This is a genomic window from Bacillus sp. CPT56D-587-MTF (assembly GCF_058792335.1).
The window spans coordinates 206,269-225,285 of sequence record NZ_JBYTEF010000001.1; the positions used below are offsets into that span (position 1 = coordinate 206,269).

Sequence of the window (19,017 nt, forward strand, 5' to 3'; positions counted from 1 at the left end):
AAAATAGTATAATATTAAAATTTACAAATAAAATACATTCGTCTTATTATTTTAATATATTTTTTACAAATATCCATATAGTATTGAAAAAACAGAGAAGGGGAAACTTCTCTGTTTACTTTTGTATGTTTTTTTCAACTTGTTCTCGAACTGTTTGAATGTAATTCATTTTATGATCCCAGCACTCTTGGCTTAAATCGACAGGGTATTCTTCAGGGTTTAAAGTTCGCATATATTCTTCCCAAAATAGAGAGAGGCTCTGTTCATTATATTTTTGAATATCTAATATACTTGGTAGTTCATATGTTCTTTCACCGTTAACGAAAATGTCTTTATGCAGTTCACGGGCTTCAAAGTTTGTTACGAATTTACTTATATATGTGTGAACTGGATGGAACATTTTTAAGCGCTCTTCTTTTCCTGGTTCTTCAGAATCTAACGTAATATAATCGCCTTCTGCATGATCGTTAACCCGATTGATAATACGATAAATTCGTTTCAGTCCTGGAGTGGTAATTTTTTCAGGGTTAGATGAAATTTTAATTGTATCATTTAATTTTCCGTCAGTATCTTCAATCGCAACGAGTTTGTAAACAGCCCCCAATGCAGGTTGCTCAAAGGACGTAATTAATTTCGTTCCAACGCCCCATACGTCAATTTTTGCTCCTTGAGATTTAAGGTGCATAATTGTGTATTCATCTAAATCGCTAGAAGCGATAATTTTTGTATTTGTAAACCCTGCTTCATCTAGTAGTTTTCGTGCCTTTTTCGATAAATAAGCCATATCACCACTATCAAGACGTATGCCATAGAAATCAATACGATCCCCAAATTCTTTTGCAACACGAATCGCATTTGGAACACCAGATTTCAATGTGTCATATGTATCAACGAGAAAGACGCACTTTTTATGAGTTTCAGCGTATTTTTTAAACGCGACGTATTCATCGCGATATGCTTGAACGAAAGAGTGAGCGTGTGTGCCAGCTACAGGAATCCCAAAGCGTTTCCCAGCACGAACGTTGCTTGTAGAGGAGAAACCACCAATAAAGGCAGCACGCGTCCCCCAAAGGGCAGCATCGAACTCATGGGCACGTCTTGTGCCGAACTCTAAAAGCTCATCATTACTTGCAGCATGTTTCATACGTGCTGCTTTTGTGGCAATTAATGTTTGGTAATTCACAATATTTAAGAGGGCAGTCTCAATAATTTGTGCTTCACCAAGTGGTGCATCAACACGTAATAAAGGCTCGTTATTAAATACAACTTCACCTTCTTGCATACTGCGAATCGTCCCAGTGAATTTCATATTTTGTAAATAATGAAGGAATTCTTCTTCGAATTGTAATTCTGCTAAGTAAGCGATATCGCTTTCAGTAAAACTGAAATTTTCTATGTACTCTACAATTTTCTCAAGGCCAGCAAAAACAGCGTAGCCGTTCTCAAATGGAAGCTTTCGAAAATATAAATCAAAAACAGAACGGCGATTATGAATACCATCTTTCCAATATGTATAAGCCATGTTGATTTGATATAGGTCTGTATGTAAGGCATAACTATCGTCTTTATAATGAGTCATCGCAAGAACACCTCCATAATTTGGTTATAGTATACCAATTTTTCACCATTCGTAGCAAAGAAGAGATATTGATGTGAAGTCAAGAGAGAAAAAAATGAAATTATGCATATTTTTTAGAAAATTTATATTTATCAATTTATATTTCTCCAAATTTTATGTATTATTAGAGTAATGGGGGTAATGAGAATGGAGGAGGACAATGCAACAAACATTAGAAAAAATAGGCAAACAAGTCTTTTATAAACGGCTCCAGCAAAAAATGACACAAGAAGAATTATGTCAGGGCATTTGTTCTGTCTCATACTTAAGTAAGATCGAAAATGGAAAGATCGAAGCATCAGAAGAAATTCTACAATTGCTCTGCACAAGACTAGAAATTGCTGTGACGGATTTGAGAGATGTAGAAGAAGATGTGAAGGGGAAGCTAGATGAATGGTTAAATGCACTAGTTCATTTAGACAAGCAACAAGTAGAACGTATATATGAAGAGTTGCAAGGTGAAATGAAGCATGTGTTGGATTTTGAAATTATAAATTATTATAAACTGCTGTATACACGTTATTTAATTATGAAAAGGGATATTTCTGCACTCGAAGAAGAATTAGATAAGTTGAAGAAGGTATATAAAAAATATTCTCCATTTCAGAAGTTGTTATATATGTATAGTAGAGGATTATTGTGCTGTTTACAGTATAGATGGAAGGATGGGCTAGATTACTTATTAAAAACAGAAGTAATGGCCAAAGAACAAGGGTATCATGAAACAGGCTTGTATTATAATATAGCGCTTGCATATACTCATTTAGATATTCATCATCTTGCAATTCATTTTGTAAATATGGCATTAGAAGGATTTCGTAGTGAATATAAGTTTAGAAATATAATTAATTGCCAAATCCTTATTGCGGTAAGTTATACAGAAAAAGGTCAGTATGAAGAAGCTTTAAAAATGTATGAGAGTATATTGAGAGAGGCCACATCTTTTGCTGATAAGGATGTACTATTAGCTATTACTTTAAGTAATATGGGAAGTATCTATTATAAAAAAGGTAAATATCAGCAAGCGAAAAAATATTATTTAGATAGTCTACAACTTCAAAAACAAATAGATTTAAACTATTTAGATACAATATACGAAATGGCATTAGTATGCATTAAATTAGAAGAATGGGAAGAGGCAAGGACATTAATTGATAAGGGAATTGATGCAGCAAAACAGGAAGAGAGATTTAATGCAAAATTATATTTGCTTTTAATGCTTAGATATAAATATTTTGAAGAAGCAAAAGATTATAAAGCATTTTTGGAAAATGAGGCTATCCCGTTGTATAAATCTGCAGGAAATAAAATAGAATTAAAGAAAGTATACGTTGAACTAGCAGAACATTTTTCCAGTTTATCGAGATTTGAAGAAAGTAATCGATATTATAGGTTAGTTATTGATTTAATGAATGATAATAAGGAGGAATAAACATGAAAAAGATGGTATTTGGAGTATTGGCGTTTATATTGACTCTTACAGTTGCTGGAGGAATACATCAATATAGCAGTAAACCTGATATTGTTGGTCAACAAGCTAAAACTGTTGAACAAGTTAATTTATAATCTCCACCCTTTCCAATCGGAAAGGGTTTTTTCAATATTTGTTCCTCAAAATTCTACAAAACTTGAGAAAATAATTATTTGAATTTTTAGTATATTAATAGTGGAAACATAATGCTAATATAAAACTACTCTTTTTCAAAAAAAATTTTTATTAGGGGGAAGGTTCATGAAAAAGAAAAGTTTAGCGTTAGTGTTAGCGACAGGAATGGCAGTTACAACATTTGGAGGGACAGGCTCTGCATTTGCGGATTCTAAAAATGTACTCTCTACGAAGAAGTACAATGAGACAGTACAGTCACCTGAGTTTATTTCTGGTGATCTAACTGGAGCGACTGGTAAGAAAGCGGAATCTGTTGTGTTTGATTACTTAAATGCAGCAAAAGGTGATTACAAGCTAGGGGAAAAGAGTGCGCAAGATTCTTTCAAAGTGAAACAAGTGAAGAAAGATGCTGTAACTGATTCAACAGTAGTACGTATGCAACAAGTTTACGAAGGAGTACCTGTATGGGGTTCTACTCAAGTAGCTCACGTAAGTAAAGACGGTTCTTTAAAAGTATTGTCTGGAACAGTTGCACCTGATTTAGACAAGAAGGAAAAGTTGAAAAATAAAAATAAGATTGAAGGCGCAAAAGCGATTGAAATCGCGCAGCAAGATTTAGGGGTAACACCGAAATATGAGGTAGAACCAAAAGCGGACTTATATGTATATCAAAATGGTGAAGAAACAACATATGCATACGTTGTAAATCTAAACTTCTTAGATCCAAGTCCAGGAAACTACTACTATTTCATTGAAGCAGACAGCGGTAAAGTATTAAATAAATATAATAAATTGGATCATGTAACAAATGAAGATAAATCACCAGTTAAGCAAGAGGCTCCTAAACAGGATGCGAAAGCAGTAGTAAAACCTGTAACAGGAACAAATAAAGTAGGAACTGGTAAAGGTGTATTAGGAGATACAAAATCACTTAATACAACGTTATCTGGTTCATCTTACTACTTGCAAGATAATACGCGCGGGGCAACAATTTTCACATATGATGCGAAAAATCGTACTACATTGCCAGGAACTTTATGGGTAGATGCAGATAATGTTTTCAATGCAGCGTATGATGCAGCAGCAGTAGATGCTCATTACTATGCAGGTAGAACATATGATTATTATAAAGCTACATTTAACAGAAACTCTATTAATGATGCAGGAGCTCCGTTAAAATCGACAGTTCATTACGGAAGTAAGTATAATAATGCATTCTGGAATGGCTCACAAATGGTATACGGAGATGGTGATGGTGTAACATTCACTTCATTATCTGGTGGAATTGATGTAATTGGTCACGAATTAACGCATGCTGTTACTGAAAATAGCTCGGACTTAATTTATCAAAATGAATCAGGAGCGCTAAATGAAGCAATTTCTGATATTTTTGGTACTTTAGTAGAATTCTATGATAACCGTAACCCGGATTGGGAGATTGGTGAAGATATTTATACGCCTGGTAAAGCAGGAGATGCGCTTCGCTCTATGAGTGATCCAGCGAAATACGGTGATCCAGACCATTATTCTAAGCGTTACACTGGTACTAGTGATAACGGTGGGGTTCATACAAACAGTGGTATCATTAACAAACAAGCTTATTTATTAGCAAATGGTGGTACGCATTCGGGTGTAACTGTAACGGGCATTGGTAAAGATAAGTTAGGTGCAATTTATTACCGTGCAAATACACAATATTTCACGCAATCTACTACATTTAGCCAAGCTCGTGCTGGTGCAGTACAAGCTGCAGCTGATTTATATGGTGCGACTTCTGCGGAAGTAGCAGCAGTTAAGCAATCATTTAGTGCTGTTGGTATTAACTAAGGATTTAAAGGATAGCTATTAATAAAATACCTCAAAAATAAAGAAGGAGCCTATGCTCCTTCTTTATTTTTTTCTCCATTTTTTCCACAAATAATATAATCCGATACAACCTGCAATTGTCACAATCCACTTTGCTTCATTTGTTCCGTTCATGACATGATAGGCAGAATATACTTCGATTAACAATGCCGGTATTTTCCCTATTGTGCTGGCAATACTGAAGGAGAGTAATGACATCTTACCTAGAGCCGCAAATAAAGTCACAATACTTGATGGGATGAAAGGTATCAAGCGAAACGATAGAACGAGTAGAAAGGCCTCTCTACCTTCTACATAAAGAAGACGCTCTACCTTTGGGTATTTATTTACTTTATCGTGAGTGAACTTTTGAAGGCCCATGCGGTAAATATAAAACGAGATAATAGCCCCTAATGCTTCGCCTGCGATCGAAATAACAGTACCATTTGTTACGCCAAAGAGCTGTATATTAATGGCGGTTAAAAAAATACTAGGGATAAAACCTAAAAGACTAATGATGATGTTAATTAAGATACTAAGTGGAATTGCGATTGAATAGTATTCTGTTAAGAAATTTTGAATCGTTTCAGCCATTGTTTAAAATCCTTTATCTTTTTTTGCATTACACCACATTTCGTTTGTATAGGCAAGGGTAAATTTACATAATGTAGAAAAACGTTGATAAGAAGGTGTTTTTATACCTTATATGGGTATTAGGTATATGAAAATAGGGGTATTTTAAAATATTTTTAAAAATACTATAAAAACCTTTGTATAAAAGAGTTTTATAGTTATGTTATCTGTGATTTCATCTGGGAAATAATCGAAAAATATAGGGGGTATATATTATAAAAGGCAAAAATAGAGGGTTGATGAAATTGCTGGGGTAAATATGGAAAAATAGATGAAAAAAATGAAAACTGATAGATTTTTTCGTTGTGAAATTGACTTTTAGTGAAGTTGCGATAATAATCATGGAAGAGGTGATATGATGAAACGAATAAGTAGTCTTTTCTTCAGTAGTTTATTGGCATTAATGCTGATCTTAAGCGGATGTGCAGGAAAAGAACAAAAAACAGAGAAACAGACAGGGAATCAAGCTACATCGGTAGAAAAAATTAGTGATAATATTTTAGATGAAATGGAAGGACCACCTAAAAATGGTCATACGATTGAAAGACATGTAGGCAAGTCAGAAGAGGATTTGAAGAATCGCTTGAAGACAGATAAAGTGTCAGCCGCAAGTACATACTATGATAAAGAAACAGCGACGAAAGCTGTAAAAGATAGCTTGAAGCAACATGACAAGGAAATTCAAGATTGGTTAAAAAATTCTAAAGAGGCTCGTCTCGTATTAAATACAACTCATTCATTTCCTGTTGGAAAAACGGTAATAAAGAAAAATATGAGTGTAAAAGACAAGTTAGTAAAAACTGTTACTGTTTTAGCAAGAGATAAGTCAGGAGAATTAGGGTTTAAGATTATTACTTCTTATCCATCTGATAAATAAGAAGGGGGAGTACATTATGTATACGACATTACAATACTTTCTTAAATCGTACTGTACGTTAAGTATTCATGAGGATGAAATAGTAAGCGTGATGGAAGAGTTTATTGAACAAGAAGACGAAGAAATTGTTTTGAAATTACGTGATGAATTAATAAATATGAAGAAAAAGAACGCGTGGGAAGAGGCGTGTGTATTAGCTGCGAAGCAAGGAAATCGTATGTGGTCTTTAGAAGAAACGAAAGACCATCTTGAAACTTTTTTACTATTACTGCAAAAGAAAAAGGCGTGATTAAATCACGCCTTTTTCTTTATGCTATTCGGTTGATATTATCTATTCTTTTGGAGCGCTTTTATATACGCTTTTTGAAATTTGTCCATTTGATATTACTTCCCCGTTTTGTGTTACTTTTTTATACGTAACCGCGGTGATTTTATCACTAGTTCTACTAATTACTTGAGAAGAAACTTCAACATTTTTACCAGTATTTGTACCGAAAATGCGTGTAGTAATACTACCTCCATTTGAAAATGCTTGAATATAAATATGATTGCCTGTATTATTTTTAAATTTTAAATCTGGACCATAATCTGCTACTGCTGCATCTTGTCCAAGTGGTAAATAATTTACTGGCATAGAATGATTGCTTCGAGAAACAATGCCTAAATCTGCCCTTAAAGCTGCACTGTATAATGTACTACTGACTTGGCAAACTCCTCCGCCTGCACTTTGTATTACTTTACCTTGTGAATATACTGCTGCAGATTTATAACCATGTGCAGCATCAGTTACGCCAACGCGACCGTTAAAACTAAATGTTTCATCAGGTGCGACAATAACCCCACTTAAAGTATTAGCTGACTTATTTACGTTAAATGATTGATTTCCGTTACGGCCAGCCATTGGAGTAGAATATTCAGCAATGACTTCTTTAATACCCATTTTCTGTATGTCTTCTGTAGAACGTTCTGGTTTTATGAATGTAACTGGTAATGTAACATCTGATTTACCAGTAGTAATAGCTTCATTTGTTAAACCGCTTAGTTTCCCTTTATCAATTTTTTCTCCGTTTTGGCTTTGACTAATATTTACTGTTGAGCCTTCAATACTTAATTCTGCGTTAACAGGATTTTTTAATGTTTCATTATATTTATCTTTTATAAAGGTTTCATAAGCTGTTGCATTTAATTGTGGTGTTAATTTATAGTCACGTTTTAATTCACCGTTTTCAGCTTGCTTACGCATTTTGTAACGATTCATTACGTTTCCTTCTTGTTCTTTGAAGATTTTGTCAATAATATCTTTCTCTTTATAATTTATCCCTAAATCTTTCCATGTGTAAGTTTGTTTATCGTTTTGGAATATGTAGGTAAGGGATTTTTGATCTAACTCAGTTACCTTTTGATTAATAATTGCTTGAATATCCTTCTTATTTTTTCCGTCGAGAGAAATACCTTCAAATGTAGTATTTGGTAATGCAGTAGTATCTAATTGATTATTTAATTTGGATACATATTGATATCCCCCAACACCGCCTACACAAAGTAATATGCCCCCAGCAATTGCAGAACCAATCAGTATTTTACTTAGCTTCATTTATTTCCCCCCAGAAATTTATGTATAAATATATGTATTACATTTTTTGTATAAAAATGATGAAAATAACATTATGTACGTACTAGTATACTATTATTTTCACTGTGTGTGTAATGTTTTCATAAAAAATGTTACACCGCTGTAATAATTGTCACTTCTTGTCACAATGTGTATGAAAAATATGTTGAAAAATATAATAAAAAGGCTGTCTAGAAAGATCTAGCAGCCTTTTTATTATAATTTTTTATGTTCATTTTTATTCGTAACACCGAGATGTTTTTGAAGGGTAGTTGAAATAGTATCGACGCTTTTTTCATTTGGAACGTAATAATAAATACCACCTATATATTTATCTGTACCCTCTACTTGCATTTTTTCCATTTTTAAATTTGAATCCATTGAATTTTTTGTAATTGTCATCATATCATCAAAAGTTAAATTAGTTTTTAAATCTTTATCGACAGCGTCTAGTAGGCCACCGATTTTATTAATGGAATTAAGAGATAGTGCCTTTTCAGCAATGGCCTCTAATACAAGCTGTTGACGTTGACCACGCATATAATCACTATCGATATGACGAGTTCTAGCTAGTGCCAGTGCCTCTTCTCCATTTAAATGTTGACGTCCTTTTTTTAGATGAATGGCATCTGCTTCATCTTTACTATTTTGCTCTGTGAACTCAACTGGAACGTCTACAGTAATACCACCAAGAGAATCAACAATTTTAATAAAGGATTTAAAATTGAATTTTACATAGTAGTCAACTGGAACATCTAAAAAGTTCTCTACCGTATCAATTGTGCTGTCTACACCACCGAATACGTGCGCATGTGTGATTTTATCGTATTTATCACGTGATTTAATGTAGACGCGTGAGTCACGTGGAATGCTTACAAGTTTAACGGATTTATCGTTTTTATTAATTGTTGCAAGTAATAACGCATCTGTTCGAGTTGCTTTTCCATAACCTTTTTCCCTAATATCACTTTCATCAACACCCATAATTAGTACGGAAATATTGTCGGTCATAGGTTTAACAGCTTTTTCACGTTTACTGGACTTATCTCCTCGACCTAGTTCAGCATAAGCGTTATTTAAGACGGACTTTGCTTTACTGTATATATGGAAGGAGTAGCCTCCTGCTCCAAGTGCTACAATTAGTAATGGAATAAGAAGGAACCAAAGTAGGCGTTTTTTCTTTGAGCGTCCTTTTTTGGCTCGCGTATTGTTGTTCGTGTCGGATTTCATCATTTTTTCTCCTTTAAAACTATCAAAGTGTATACATTTAGAAGTGTATTCAAACACATAAAAAATATTTTACGCTAAATAAAAGCGATTGTACATGTATAAAAAATAGATGTCTTGATTATTTATAAGACACCTATTCGTTATTGTATACAAAAGATAGGGATAAGAAAATGATAAAATTTTACCTAATTACAACATAATGCTTACGATAATTGCAGATAAAATACTAACGAGAGTAGCTCCATATAGTAATTTAAGGCCAAACCTCGCAACAACGTTTCCTTGTTCTTCGTTTAGTCCTTTTACCGCACCTGAAATAATACCAATGGAAGAAAAATTGGCAAAAGATACAAGGAAAACAGAAATAATACCAACTGTACGGGGAGAAAGGCTATTAGAAATTTTACTAAGGTCCATCATTGCGACAAATTCATTCGTTACAAGCTTCGTTGCCATAATGCTGCCAGCCGCGACAATTTCAGAACTGGGTACACCGATAAGGAATGCGATAGGTGCAAATACATAGCCGATTAATTGTTGGAACGTAATACCGAATATAATGAGGAACAGGTCATTAATACAACTAATTAATGCGACGAATCCGATGAGCATAGCGCCGACAACAATGGCTACACGAAAACCATCAAGAATGTATTCTCCAAGCATTTCAAAAAAGCTTTGTTTTTCACCTTTGATTTCTAAAATATCTTCGTCATCTTTAACGTCGTAAGGGTTAATGATGAGTATGATAATAAAACCGCTAAATAAATTGAGAACGAGTGCAGTTACTACATATTTAGGTTCAATCATTGTCATATAGGCACCTACGATAGACATAGATACGGTTGACATAGCAGAGGCACAAAGTGTATAAAGACGGTGTTTTGGAATTTGAGCTAATTGTTTTTTCACTGTAATAAAAACTTCTGATTGGCCGACAATGGCAGAGGCGATAGCGTTGTAAGATTCTAATTTACCAAGACCATTTATTTTACTAAGAAAGTACCCGATCCAACGAATAAAAAATGGTAATATTTTGAAATGTTGTAATATACCAATTAAAACAGAAATAAAGACGATTGGTAATAATACAGTAAGGAAAAATGGCATTTCACCTTTATTTGCAAGACCACCAAATACGAAATTTATTCCATCAGCAGCATACTCGAGTAGCTTGGTAAACAAACTGGAAATGATTCTAATAAGTATGAGGCCGATTTCTGTATTTAATAGTAAATAGGTTAAAATTAACTGTATAATAAGCATGATAAAAATTGGTTTAAATTTAATATGCTTCTTATTATTGCTAGCAATATAAGCGAGCAAGAAAACAACAATTAGTCCGACGAAAAAAGTAATGAATTTCATGGTAAGCCCCCTAAAAGAGATATTCTGCTATATATGTTTTTCATTTCAAGGGAGAATATGCATCTTTGGTAAAGAAAGGAATAGAGAGAGCATGAATATATGTAGAGTGCATCACGTTGCAATTATTTGTTCGAATTATGAGACGTCAAAGGATTTTTATACTAGGATATTAGGGTTTAAAGAGATAAATGAAGTATATAGAAAGGAACGAGATTCTTATAAATTAGATTTATGTGTAGGAGAAGAGTATCAAATCGAATTATTTTCATTTCCAAATCCGCCTGAGCGTAAAAGTTTTCCAGAAGCAGCCGGTCTTAGACATTTAGCATTTGCTGTTACAAATATAGAAGAAGCTGTGAAGCATTTAAACCAATGTGGTGTTGAGACGGAACCGATCCGTATTGATGAAATAACGGGGAAGAAATTCGTCTTTTTCCAAGACCCTGATGGTTTACCTTTAGAATTGTATGAGGTTGGAAAATTGGTGGATTTTATATAGAGTTGCTTTCCAATAATTGAAGAAACTAAAGTGAAACTTCTTTTTAAAAGGAGGTGTAACTTTAGCTAAGAAAGCTAAAGAGCATATGTGGATATTTTAAAATTATTGATGGTAGTCATTCTTATTGGGTTAACAGCATTTTTTGTGGCTGTTGAATTTGCAATTATTAAGGTACGTAGCAGTCGTATTGATCAACTCGTTAGCGAAAAAAGACGAGGTGCACTGGCAGCTAAAAAGGTAACTTCAAATTTAGATGAATATTTATCGGCCTGTCAGCTAGGTATTACAATTACTGCTTTAGGGCTTGGGTGGTTAGGGGAACCAACCATTAAACATTTACTCGAGCCGTTGTTTTTAAAATTAAAATTCTCACCTGCAATTTCCAGTACAGTTTCATTTATTATTGCCTTTGCAGTAATTACATTTTTACATGTTGTCATTGGGGAACTTGCTCCAAAGACATTTGCTATACAAAAAGCAGAACAAGTTAGCTTATTGTTATCGAAACCACTTATTTATTTTTACCGAGTTATGTATCCGTTTATTTGGGCTTTGAATGGTTCAGCGAGGGTTGTAACTGGTTTATTCGGATTACATCCAGCTTCTGAACATGAAGTAGCTCATTCAGAAGAAGAATTAAGGTTAATCTTATCTGAGAGCTATGAGAGCGGAGAGATTAACCAAAGGGAATTTAAATATGTAAATAATATTTTTGAATTTGATAATAGAGTAGCAAAAGAAATTATGGTACCTCGTACGGAAGTTGTAGGCTTATATGAGGGCGAACCATTTGAAACACATATTAAAGTAATCGCGCAAGAAAAGTATACGAGATATCCTGTATTTGGTGAAGATAAAGATGAAATTATTGGGATGGTTAATGTAAAAGATTTATTTATTCGTTATATGGATGGTAATCGGGATGAAGAGTGCTCAATTATGCCATATACAAGGCCAGTTATTGAAGTGCTAGAAAATATTCCAATTCATGATTTACTATTACAAATGCAAAGAAAACACATTCCATTAGCTGTATTGTATGATGAATATGGTGGTACAGCTGGGATTGTTACACTAGAAGATATTTTAGAAGAAATTGTTGGAGAAATTCGAGATGAATACGATGAAGATGAGAATCCTCCTATAGAGCATATAAGTGAAGGTTATAAAATCGTAGAGGGAAAAGTGCTTATTAGTGAAGTAAATGATTTGCTTGGCATACATTTAATTGCTGATGATGTAGATACAATTGGTGGCTGGATTATGGTACAAAAACAAATCGTTGCTGAAGGAGATATTATTGAGAAACACGGTTTTTATTTTAAAGTCCTTGAAAAGGATATGCATCAAATTAAACGAGTGGAAATAAGGAAAGTAGAAGAATGGTTTTCTATAAACTTTAATAAAAAGGATATACAGAAAAATAAATGTTTGCGCTTTCAAAAAAGGTGCTATATAGTGAAGGTGGATACTGAAAAATTCTTCTGAATGATACTCGTGTTTTTAGAGGGCGGATTTTTTGGATAAGGATTTAGAATGAAAAAGTATAGGTGATAAAAATGATAGCAACGAAGGATATACGTATAGAAAAAGATTTTTTAGGTGAAAAAGAAGTACCAAGTGTAGCTTATTATGGTGTACAAACATTACGTGCCGTAGAAAACTTCCCAATTACAGGATATCGCATTCATCCATCACTCATTACAGCAATGGCAATTGTGAAAAAAGCGGCGGCGCTTGCGAATATAGATACTGGTTACTTAGCTAAAGACATTGGACATGAAATTGCAGAAGCAGCGCAAGAAATTGTTGATGGAAAGTTTCATGATCAATTTATCGTGGACCCTATTCAAGGTGGAGCCGGAACTTCTATTAATATGAATACAAATGAAGTAATTGCGAATAGAGCGTTAGAACGTATGGGATATGAAAAAGGGGCGTATGCGAAAATTAGCCCAAACACTCATGTGAACATGGCCCAATCAACGAACGATGCGTTTCCAACAGGGATTCATATTGCAACTCTTATGATGTTAGAAAAGCTTCTTATTACAATGGAAGAACTTCATTCTGCTTTTCGTAAAAAAGCAAAAGAGTTTGATCATGTTATTAAAATGGGACGCACACATTTACAAGATGCAGTTCCAATTCGCCTTGGACAAGAATTTGAAGCGTATAGCCGAGTGCTTGCGCGTGATATAAAAAGAATTAAACAGTCTCGTCAACATTTATATGAAGTGAATATGGGCGCGACAGCTGTTGGTACAGGATTAAATGCAAATCCTATGTATATTGAACAAGTGGTAAAACATTTAAGAACGTTTAGTGGATTCCCACTTGTTGGTGCAGAGCATTTAGTTGATGCAACGCAAAATACAGATGCATACACAGAGGTATCTGCAGCACTTAAAGTATGTATGATGAACATGTCTAAAATTGCAAACGATCTTCGTATTATGGCGTCTGGCCCACGTGTTGGGTTAGCTGAAATTCAATTGCCAGCACGTCAGCCAGGTTCATCGATTATGCCAGGAAAAGTAAATCCAGTTATGGCAGAAGTGATTAACCAAGTCGCATTCCAAGTAATCGGAAACGATCATACAATTTGCTTAGCATCAGAAGCAGGACAATTAGAGTTAAACGTAATGGAGCCTGTGCTTGTATTTAATTTAATTCAATCTATTAGTATTATGAATAATGGATTCCGTGTATTCCGTGAATATTGTATTGAAGGAATTACGGCAAATGAAGAATTGCTGAAGCAATATGTTGAGAAAAGTGTTGGAATTATTACAGCAGTTAATCCTCATATTGGTTATGAAGTAGCATCTCGTATTGCACGTGAAGCAATTGAAACAGGGAAATCTGTTAGGGAGTTATGTTTAGAACATGGTGTACTGACAGAAGAGGAATTGGATATTATTTTAGATCCATTCGAAATGACTCACCCTGAAATTGCTGGAGCTTCTTTATTAAAAAATAAAAAAATGTAATGTGAAAAACACCGATCCACTTGGATCGGTGTTTTATTTTTAAAAGATATTAAATACAGCGTTTAATTGAAGTAAGCTAATAACAGCTAAGAAGATTAAACTGTATTTCATTGCTGTCTTAAATAGAGCAGATTCTTTACCAACTAGTCCAACTGCGGCACAAGCAACTGCTACAGATTGTGGTGAAACCATTTTTGCCATTGTACCACCTACTACGTTTAAGGCAACGAGTGTAGAAGGAACGATGTTTAACTGGTCTGCTGTTACTGCTTGAAGTGGTGCGAATAAAGAACCACTTGAAACTACTGAACCTGTAATGAATACGCCAATCCATCCTAAGATTGGAGAAAGAACTGGGAATGCATTACCAGTAGAAGAGAATGCAAGTCCAAGTGTAGATGACATACCAGAGTAGTTTTCTACGTAAGCTAAAGCGATAACGCTACAAATTGTATATACTGGAGCTTTTAATTCTTTCATTGTTTCAATCATTAATTCTTTAACCATTTTACCTTTTACGCGGTAAACGATAAGTGAAACGATAATTGCTAGTACAATCGCAGTAGTTGTAGAAGAGAATACATCAAATTTGAAAACAGCTGCGAAAGGTGTATCAGCTTTTGTAATTGGTGTAGTTTTCATAACAGCATTATGAAGACCAGGGAACTGAATGTTAAATACTAAGTTTGCTAACGCACCATCTGGAGCAAATAAAGCTTTAATCGGTTTTAAGTTAAAGATTGTTACAAATGCAGTTAAGAATACGAATGGAGACCAAGCGTATAAAATTTGATTGAATGTATGTGATGCTTTAGTTTCTTGTTTTTCTTCTTTAGTAGAAGATTTTGGTTGCCAAACACGTAAGAATAATGCAAGAGCAATCATACTTACAACTGCTGCGAAAATATTAGTAAGTTCTGCACCTAAGAAGTAAGTCACAGCGAATTGAGTAATAGCGAAAGAAACACCACTTACAAGAATACCTTGCCAAGTTTCTTTAATACCTTTAATTCCATCGACCATTGAAACAAGTAAGAAAGGTAAAATAATACTAATGAAAGGTAAAATAAGAACAGTTTGACGACCAATAGTTAATGCGTCAAGTTGAGTTAATTGTGCTGGCACTGTAACTGGAATACCCATAGCACCCATAGCACCACCAGCAATATTAGCTACTAAACAAATACCTGCTGCTTTTAATGGATTAAAGCCCATACCTACAAGTAGTGCGGCTGTAATAGCAACTGGAACCCCTAGACCAGCTGCACCTTCTAAGAAAGCACCGAAAGAATAAGCGATTAATAATACTTGTAAACGTTGATCATTTGTAATGCTTGAAATACTATCGCGAATAATATTGAATTGCTCTGTTTTAACAGTTAATTTGTAAAGGAAAATTGCGGCGATAACGATAGTACAAATTGGATAAAATCCAGATAAAACACCGAATCCAGCAGATGCTACAGCTACTGTTGCTGGCATTTTATAAACAAATATTGCAAGGATAATAGCGACAATCACACTATAAAGACCAGCCATGTAACTTTTCATTTTGAATCCCATTAAACAAATGATGAAACAAAAGATTGGAAGTGCTGCGATTAGTGCAGATAACCAAATATTGTTTAATGGGTCATAAATTTGTGTCCAAGTGCTCATAATAATGACAACTCCTATCTATTATATGTGAAGAAATTCACATTATTTGTGAAACTATTCACAATCAACTTACATGCTTAGTATATTCTCCTTCAACACTATTGTCAACGTAAAAAAGTATAATTATTCCATAATAGTGTTAAAAGAAAAGCTTTGTTCATAAAGTAGACAAAAAACACACTCAAATGAATTTAAGTGTGCTGTATAAACTATTTGCATATTATTTTGCTTATTCAGATGGCGTGTTTCCTATAAGTGTATATTAGATGCCGTCTTTTATATCGAGTATAAATTTTAATATATGCACCTATCTGTCCTATTTGATCTAGTGTGAGGGAGGATTGGTGAGTGGATTAAAATAGGAAGTTTTGCACAACAGTCCAACCGCTTGCAATACGAATAAAAAATTAGAAACAAACTTTTAATATCACATCATCTCTTTTTACTGAAAATTCCTTTTAGCGTAACAAAGAGGTTAATTATAGTTCAACTACATTACGATAGGTTATCAATTATAGACGGTATTTTACAATACCGTTACTGTACGTTTCAATGAGGTGAAAATATAACAAAAAGCTTGATAAAACAACGTTTGCAAGCAAAGTATTCGTAGGCCATTATTTTGCTTTTTCGTTATATCATATAGTATAATATTCAAAATCAGCAAGGATTTTTTCCTGAATTTTTGCTGATAAAGATGGAAAAATTTTTCGGCTTTATAGGTTGATAAAGTTATGTCGTAACAGGAAATATAAGAACAGATATATAAATAAATAAAAAGAACATAAAAACGCAAATAAAAACGAAAATGAGGGGAACTTTATGAGCCAAAATCAATTCGAATGTCGTATTTCAGAAGAAGATGTACAAATGTTAAGAGCGTTAGCTCACCCACTTCGTCTACGTCTAGTAATGGAACTTATGCAAAGAGGAACATGTAATGTAACACAACTACAGGAAGTATTAGAAATTCCGCAATCAACGGTTTCACAACATTTAACGAAGTTAAAGCAAAATAAAGTAGTGCGCTTTGAAAGACGAGGATTAGAAGTGTATTATCAAATCCATAATGATAAAGTAAGTGCGGTAGTAAAAACATTATTTTCTTAAAATTTGAATATTATGGAAAAAGACGTATGGAATATACGTCTTTTTTTATTTGTCAGAAAGGTAGTGAGAGAGTAAATATTAGCATGTGAGGAAGAAATGACTATCAATCAACATGCTGCCTTACGGAATATATTCTAAAAGGAAAAGAAAAAATAGAAAGGAGTGTAGTAAGCAAAAGGAGGGATAGTAGTATGGATGTGAAACGTGTGAAACAAATTTTATCTTCTTCAAGTAGAATTGACGTTACATATGAGGGCGTACCAGTATGGATTGAGAGCTGTGATGAGCAGAAGGGGAGTGCTCAAGTGTATGATGTATCTAATCCTGGTGAGAGCGTTCATGTGGACGTGACAGCTTTAGAGGAGAAATAATAAAAAAGACGCTTCTCAATTGAGAAGCGTCTTTTTGCAGGCTGTGGAGAAAGTCTTCTCCACAGCCTGTTTTTGTGTCTGAACCTCTTTTTATGTGTCAACACTGATAAAAAAGAGGAAAAGGAGAGATTTTTTATGATGGGTGCTTTAAAAAATCATCGTGATGAGCGTGTATCTGTTTCTGTAGAAGAGTTGGTTCCACAAGATCATTTCCTTCGTGCAATTGAAGCGACAATTAGTTTTGATTTTATTGAAGAGAAGTTACGCCCTTATTACTGTGAAAACAATGGACGCCCGTCCATTCATCCTATTGTTTTATTTAAGATGATGTTTATTGGATATTTTTACGGTATTCGTTCTGAGCGTCAATTGGAAAAGGAAATTAAAACGAATATTGCCTACCGTTGGTTTTTAGGGTTTTCTCTATCGGATACTATTCCGGATCACTCTACAATCAGTTGGAATCGTCGTACTCGTTTTATTCATACAAATATTTTCGAAGAAATTTTTGATGAGATTGTGAGACAAGCGACGGAGCACCGGATGGTAGGAGGACGTGCACTGATGACAGATTCTACACATATTAAGGCCAATGCCAATAAAAATAAATTTGTACATAAATATAAAAAAGAAAAAGCAAAGTTTTATATAGACGAGCTAGAAGCTGCGGTAATCGAAGATCGTGAGGTACATGGAAAAAAGAATTAAAACCTAGAAAGGAAAGTGATACCCCTACCAAAAAAACTCGTATAAGTACAACGGATCCAGATAGTGGATTTTTAATGAGAGATGGAAAACCAAATGGTTTTCATTTCTTGGATCATCGTACGACTGATGCGAAGTACAATATTATTACAGATACCTATGTAACGGCTGGAAATATGGCAGATTCCGAGCCGTATTTAGCACGCCTCCAAGCTCAGATTGATAAATTCGACTTCAAAGTAGAAGCTGTTGCCCTTGATGCTGGCTATTTTACAGGATATATCTGTAAGAAACTATCAGAACGGAATATATTTATGGTGATGGGGTATCGCCGATTTGGAAAACGGAATAAAGAAGTACCGAAAAGCCAATTTAAATATGTAGAAGAAATGAATGTTTTCGCTTGTCCGATGGGATGTATTCTAGAATATGTAACAACTGATCGTGAAGGATACCGTCAATACAAATCGAATCCAGAAGACTGCGCTGTTTGTCCGTTACGTGAGGTGTGCTTTTCAAAGAAACAAAAACAAAAAGTTATCACTCATCATGTGTGGGAGAAATATAAGGATATTGCTAGAAAAAACAAGCTAACAGCTACAGGGAAAAGGTTGTATAAAGTACGCTGTTCCACTATAGAGCGAAGCTTTGCAGACGCCAAAGAACTACATGGCTACCGCTATGCCCGGTTTCGAGGGCTGAAGTCTGTCCAAATGCAAGCTTATCTCACCGCAGCTTGTCAAAACATGAAAAAAATAGCCCTCCACCTGACCAAAAAGGGTCAGGTGGAGGGCTATTTTTTAAAATTCTATTATTTTATGTTGTTTTTATTCGCTAAAATCAAAAAAGATTCCAGAGTGTTGGGAACCCTAAAGGGTTTCCCAACACTCT

General features: G+C 34.3%; 16 protein-coding genes and 1 pseudogene. 11 read left to right on the plus strand and 6 right to left on the minus strand.

Going from position 1 to position 19,017, the window contains the following annotated elements:
• Nucleotides 1–115: 115 nt before the first annotated feature.
• Nucleotides 116–1,579: a nicotinate phosphoribosyltransferase gene (locus AC3WVZ_RS01035; RefSeq protein WP_233935881.1), complete on the minus strand. Its 1,464-nt coding sequence runs from the start codon at nucleotides 1,577–1,579 to the stop codon at nucleotides 116–118.
• A gap of 199 nt (nucleotides 1,580–1,778) precedes the next feature.
• Here AC3WVZ_RS01035 and AC3WVZ_RS01040 point away from each other — a divergent pair, with 199 nt between their 5' ends.
• From AC3WVZ_RS01040 to AC3WVZ_RS01050, 3 genes are all read left to right on the plus strand, one after another.
• Nucleotides 1,779–3,050: a tetratricopeptide repeat protein gene (locus AC3WVZ_RS01040; protein WP_233935883.1), complete on the plus strand. Its 1,272-nt coding sequence runs from the start codon at nucleotides 1,779–1,781 to the stop codon at nucleotides 3,048–3,050.
• Nucleotides 3,051–3,052: 2 nt separating this feature from the next.
• Nucleotides 3,053–3,184 carry a quorum-signaling peptide NprX gene (gene nprX / locus AC3WVZ_RS01045; protein WP_000738910.1) on the plus strand — a complete coding sequence of 44 codons (132 nt, stop codon included), beginning with the start codon at nucleotides 3,053–3,055 and terminating at the stop codon, nucleotides 3,182–3,184.
• Nucleotides 3,185–3,350: 166 nt separating this feature from the next.
• Nucleotides 3,351–5,051, plus strand: a complete 1,701-nt coding sequence (locus tag AC3WVZ_RS01050; RefSeq protein ID WP_000730383.1) for a M4 family metallopeptidase — start codon at nucleotides 3,351–3,353, stop codon at nucleotides 5,049–5,051.
• Between the two features lie 63 nt (nucleotides 5,052–5,114).
• On the opposite strand, the gene AC3WVZ_RS01055 is transcribed toward AC3WVZ_RS01050, so the two are convergent.
• Nucleotides 5,115–5,663, minus strand: coding sequence for a TVP38/TMEM64 family protein (locus tag AC3WVZ_RS01055; RefSeq protein WP_000852222.1), 549 nt, complete (start codon nucleotides 5,661–5,663; stop codon nucleotides 5,115–5,117).
• A 397-nt stretch (nucleotides 5,664–6,060) separates the two neighbouring features.
• Here AC3WVZ_RS01055 and AC3WVZ_RS01060 point away from each other — a divergent pair, with 397 nt between their 5' ends.
• Together AC3WVZ_RS01060 and AC3WVZ_RS01065 are read left to right on the plus strand one after the other, a co-directional pair.
• Nucleotides 6,061–6,579, plus strand: a complete 519-nt coding sequence (locus AC3WVZ_RS01060; RefSeq protein ID WP_000822694.1) for an RNase A-like domain-containing lipoprotein — start codon at nucleotides 6,061–6,063, stop codon at nucleotides 6,577–6,579.
• A gap of 16 nt (nucleotides 6,580–6,595) precedes the next feature.
• Entirely contained in the window at nucleotides 6,596–6,868 is a 273-nt protein-coding gene (locus AC3WVZ_RS01065) for a hypothetical protein (protein ID WP_000288803.1), read from the plus strand.
• A gap of 42 nt (nucleotides 6,869–6,910) precedes the next feature.
• Here the strand turns inward: AC3WVZ_RS01065 and AC3WVZ_RS01070 are convergent, their stop codons facing one another.
• The 3 genes from AC3WVZ_RS01070 to AC3WVZ_RS01080 all read right to left on the minus strand — a co-directional run bounded on the left by AC3WVZ_RS01070 (nucleotide 6,911) and on the right by AC3WVZ_RS01080 (nucleotide 10,789).
• Nucleotides 6,911–8,173, minus strand: coding sequence for a VanW family protein (locus AC3WVZ_RS01070; RefSeq protein WP_000777355.1), 1,263 nt, complete (start codon nucleotides 8,171–8,173; stop codon nucleotides 6,911–6,913).
• Between the two features lie 234 nt (nucleotides 8,174–8,407).
• Nucleotides 8,408–9,424, minus strand: a complete 1,017-nt coding sequence (locus AC3WVZ_RS01075) for an LCP family protein (protein ID WP_002163841.1) — start codon at nucleotides 9,422–9,424, stop codon at nucleotides 8,408–8,410.
• Nucleotides 9,425–9,610: 186 nt separating this feature from the next.
• Nucleotides 9,611–10,789, minus strand: a complete 1,179-nt coding sequence (locus tag AC3WVZ_RS01080) for a NupC/NupG family nucleoside CNT transporter (RefSeq protein WP_000668866.1) — start codon at nucleotides 10,787–10,789, stop codon at nucleotides 9,611–9,613.
• 91 nt (nucleotides 10,790–10,880) lie between these two features.
• Here AC3WVZ_RS01080 and gloA2 point away from each other — a divergent pair, with 91 nt between their 5' ends.
• The 3 genes from gloA2 to aspA all read left to right on the plus strand — a co-directional run bounded on the left by gloA2 (nucleotide 10,881) and on the right by aspA (nucleotide 14,281).
• Entirely contained in the window at nucleotides 10,881–11,288 is a 408-nt protein-coding gene (gene gloA2 / locus AC3WVZ_RS01085) for an SMU1112c/YaeR family gloxylase I-like metalloprotein (RefSeq protein ID WP_233935885.1), read from the plus strand.
• Between the two features lie 87 nt (nucleotides 11,289–11,375).
• Nucleotides 11,376–12,776 carry a hemolysin family protein gene (locus AC3WVZ_RS01090; protein WP_233935887.1) on the plus strand — a complete coding sequence of 467 codons (1,401 nt, stop codon included), beginning with the start codon at nucleotides 11,376–11,378 and terminating at the stop codon, nucleotides 12,774–12,776.
• A gap of 71 nt (nucleotides 12,777–12,847) precedes the next feature.
• A complete protein-coding gene (aspA, locus tag AC3WVZ_RS01095; protein WP_000562156.1) occupies nucleotides 12,848–14,281 on the plus strand; it encodes an aspartate ammonia-lyase in 1,434 nt (477 codons plus the stop codon).
• Nucleotides 14,282–14,320: 39 nt separating this feature from the next.
• Here the strand turns inward: aspA and AC3WVZ_RS01100 are convergent, their stop codons facing one another.
• The gene (locus tag AC3WVZ_RS01100) at nucleotides 14,321–15,940 is read right to left on the minus strand and encodes an L-lactate permease (RefSeq protein WP_017673740.1); all 1,620 of its coding nucleotides are present in this window, start codon (nucleotides 15,938–15,940) and stop codon (nucleotides 14,321–14,323) included.
• Between the two features lie 822 nt (nucleotides 15,941–16,762).
• On the opposite strand from AC3WVZ_RS01100, the gene AC3WVZ_RS01105 reads away from it, so the two are divergent.
• The 3 genes and pseudogenes from AC3WVZ_RS01105 to AC3WVZ_RS01115 form a co-directional block, all read left to right on the plus strand.
• A complete protein-coding gene (locus tag AC3WVZ_RS01105) occupies nucleotides 16,763–17,050 on the plus strand; it encodes an ArsR/SmtB family transcription factor (RefSeq protein ID WP_000081428.1) in 288 nt (95 codons plus the stop codon).
• Nucleotides 17,051–17,241: 191 nt separating this feature from the next.
• Nucleotides 17,242–17,421 (plus strand): acid-soluble spore protein H, encoded by a 180-nt coding sequence (locus tag AC3WVZ_RS01110; protein WP_000382679.1) that lies wholly within the window; start codon nucleotides 17,242–17,244, stop codon nucleotides 17,419–17,421.
• Between the two features lie 135 nt (nucleotides 17,422–17,556).
• Nucleotides 17,557–18,926 (plus strand): annotated as a pseudogene (locus AC3WVZ_RS01115) (IS1182-like element ISBth7 family transposase); the annotation flags it as partial.
• Between the last annotated feature and the right edge of the window lie 91 nt (nucleotides 18,927–19,017).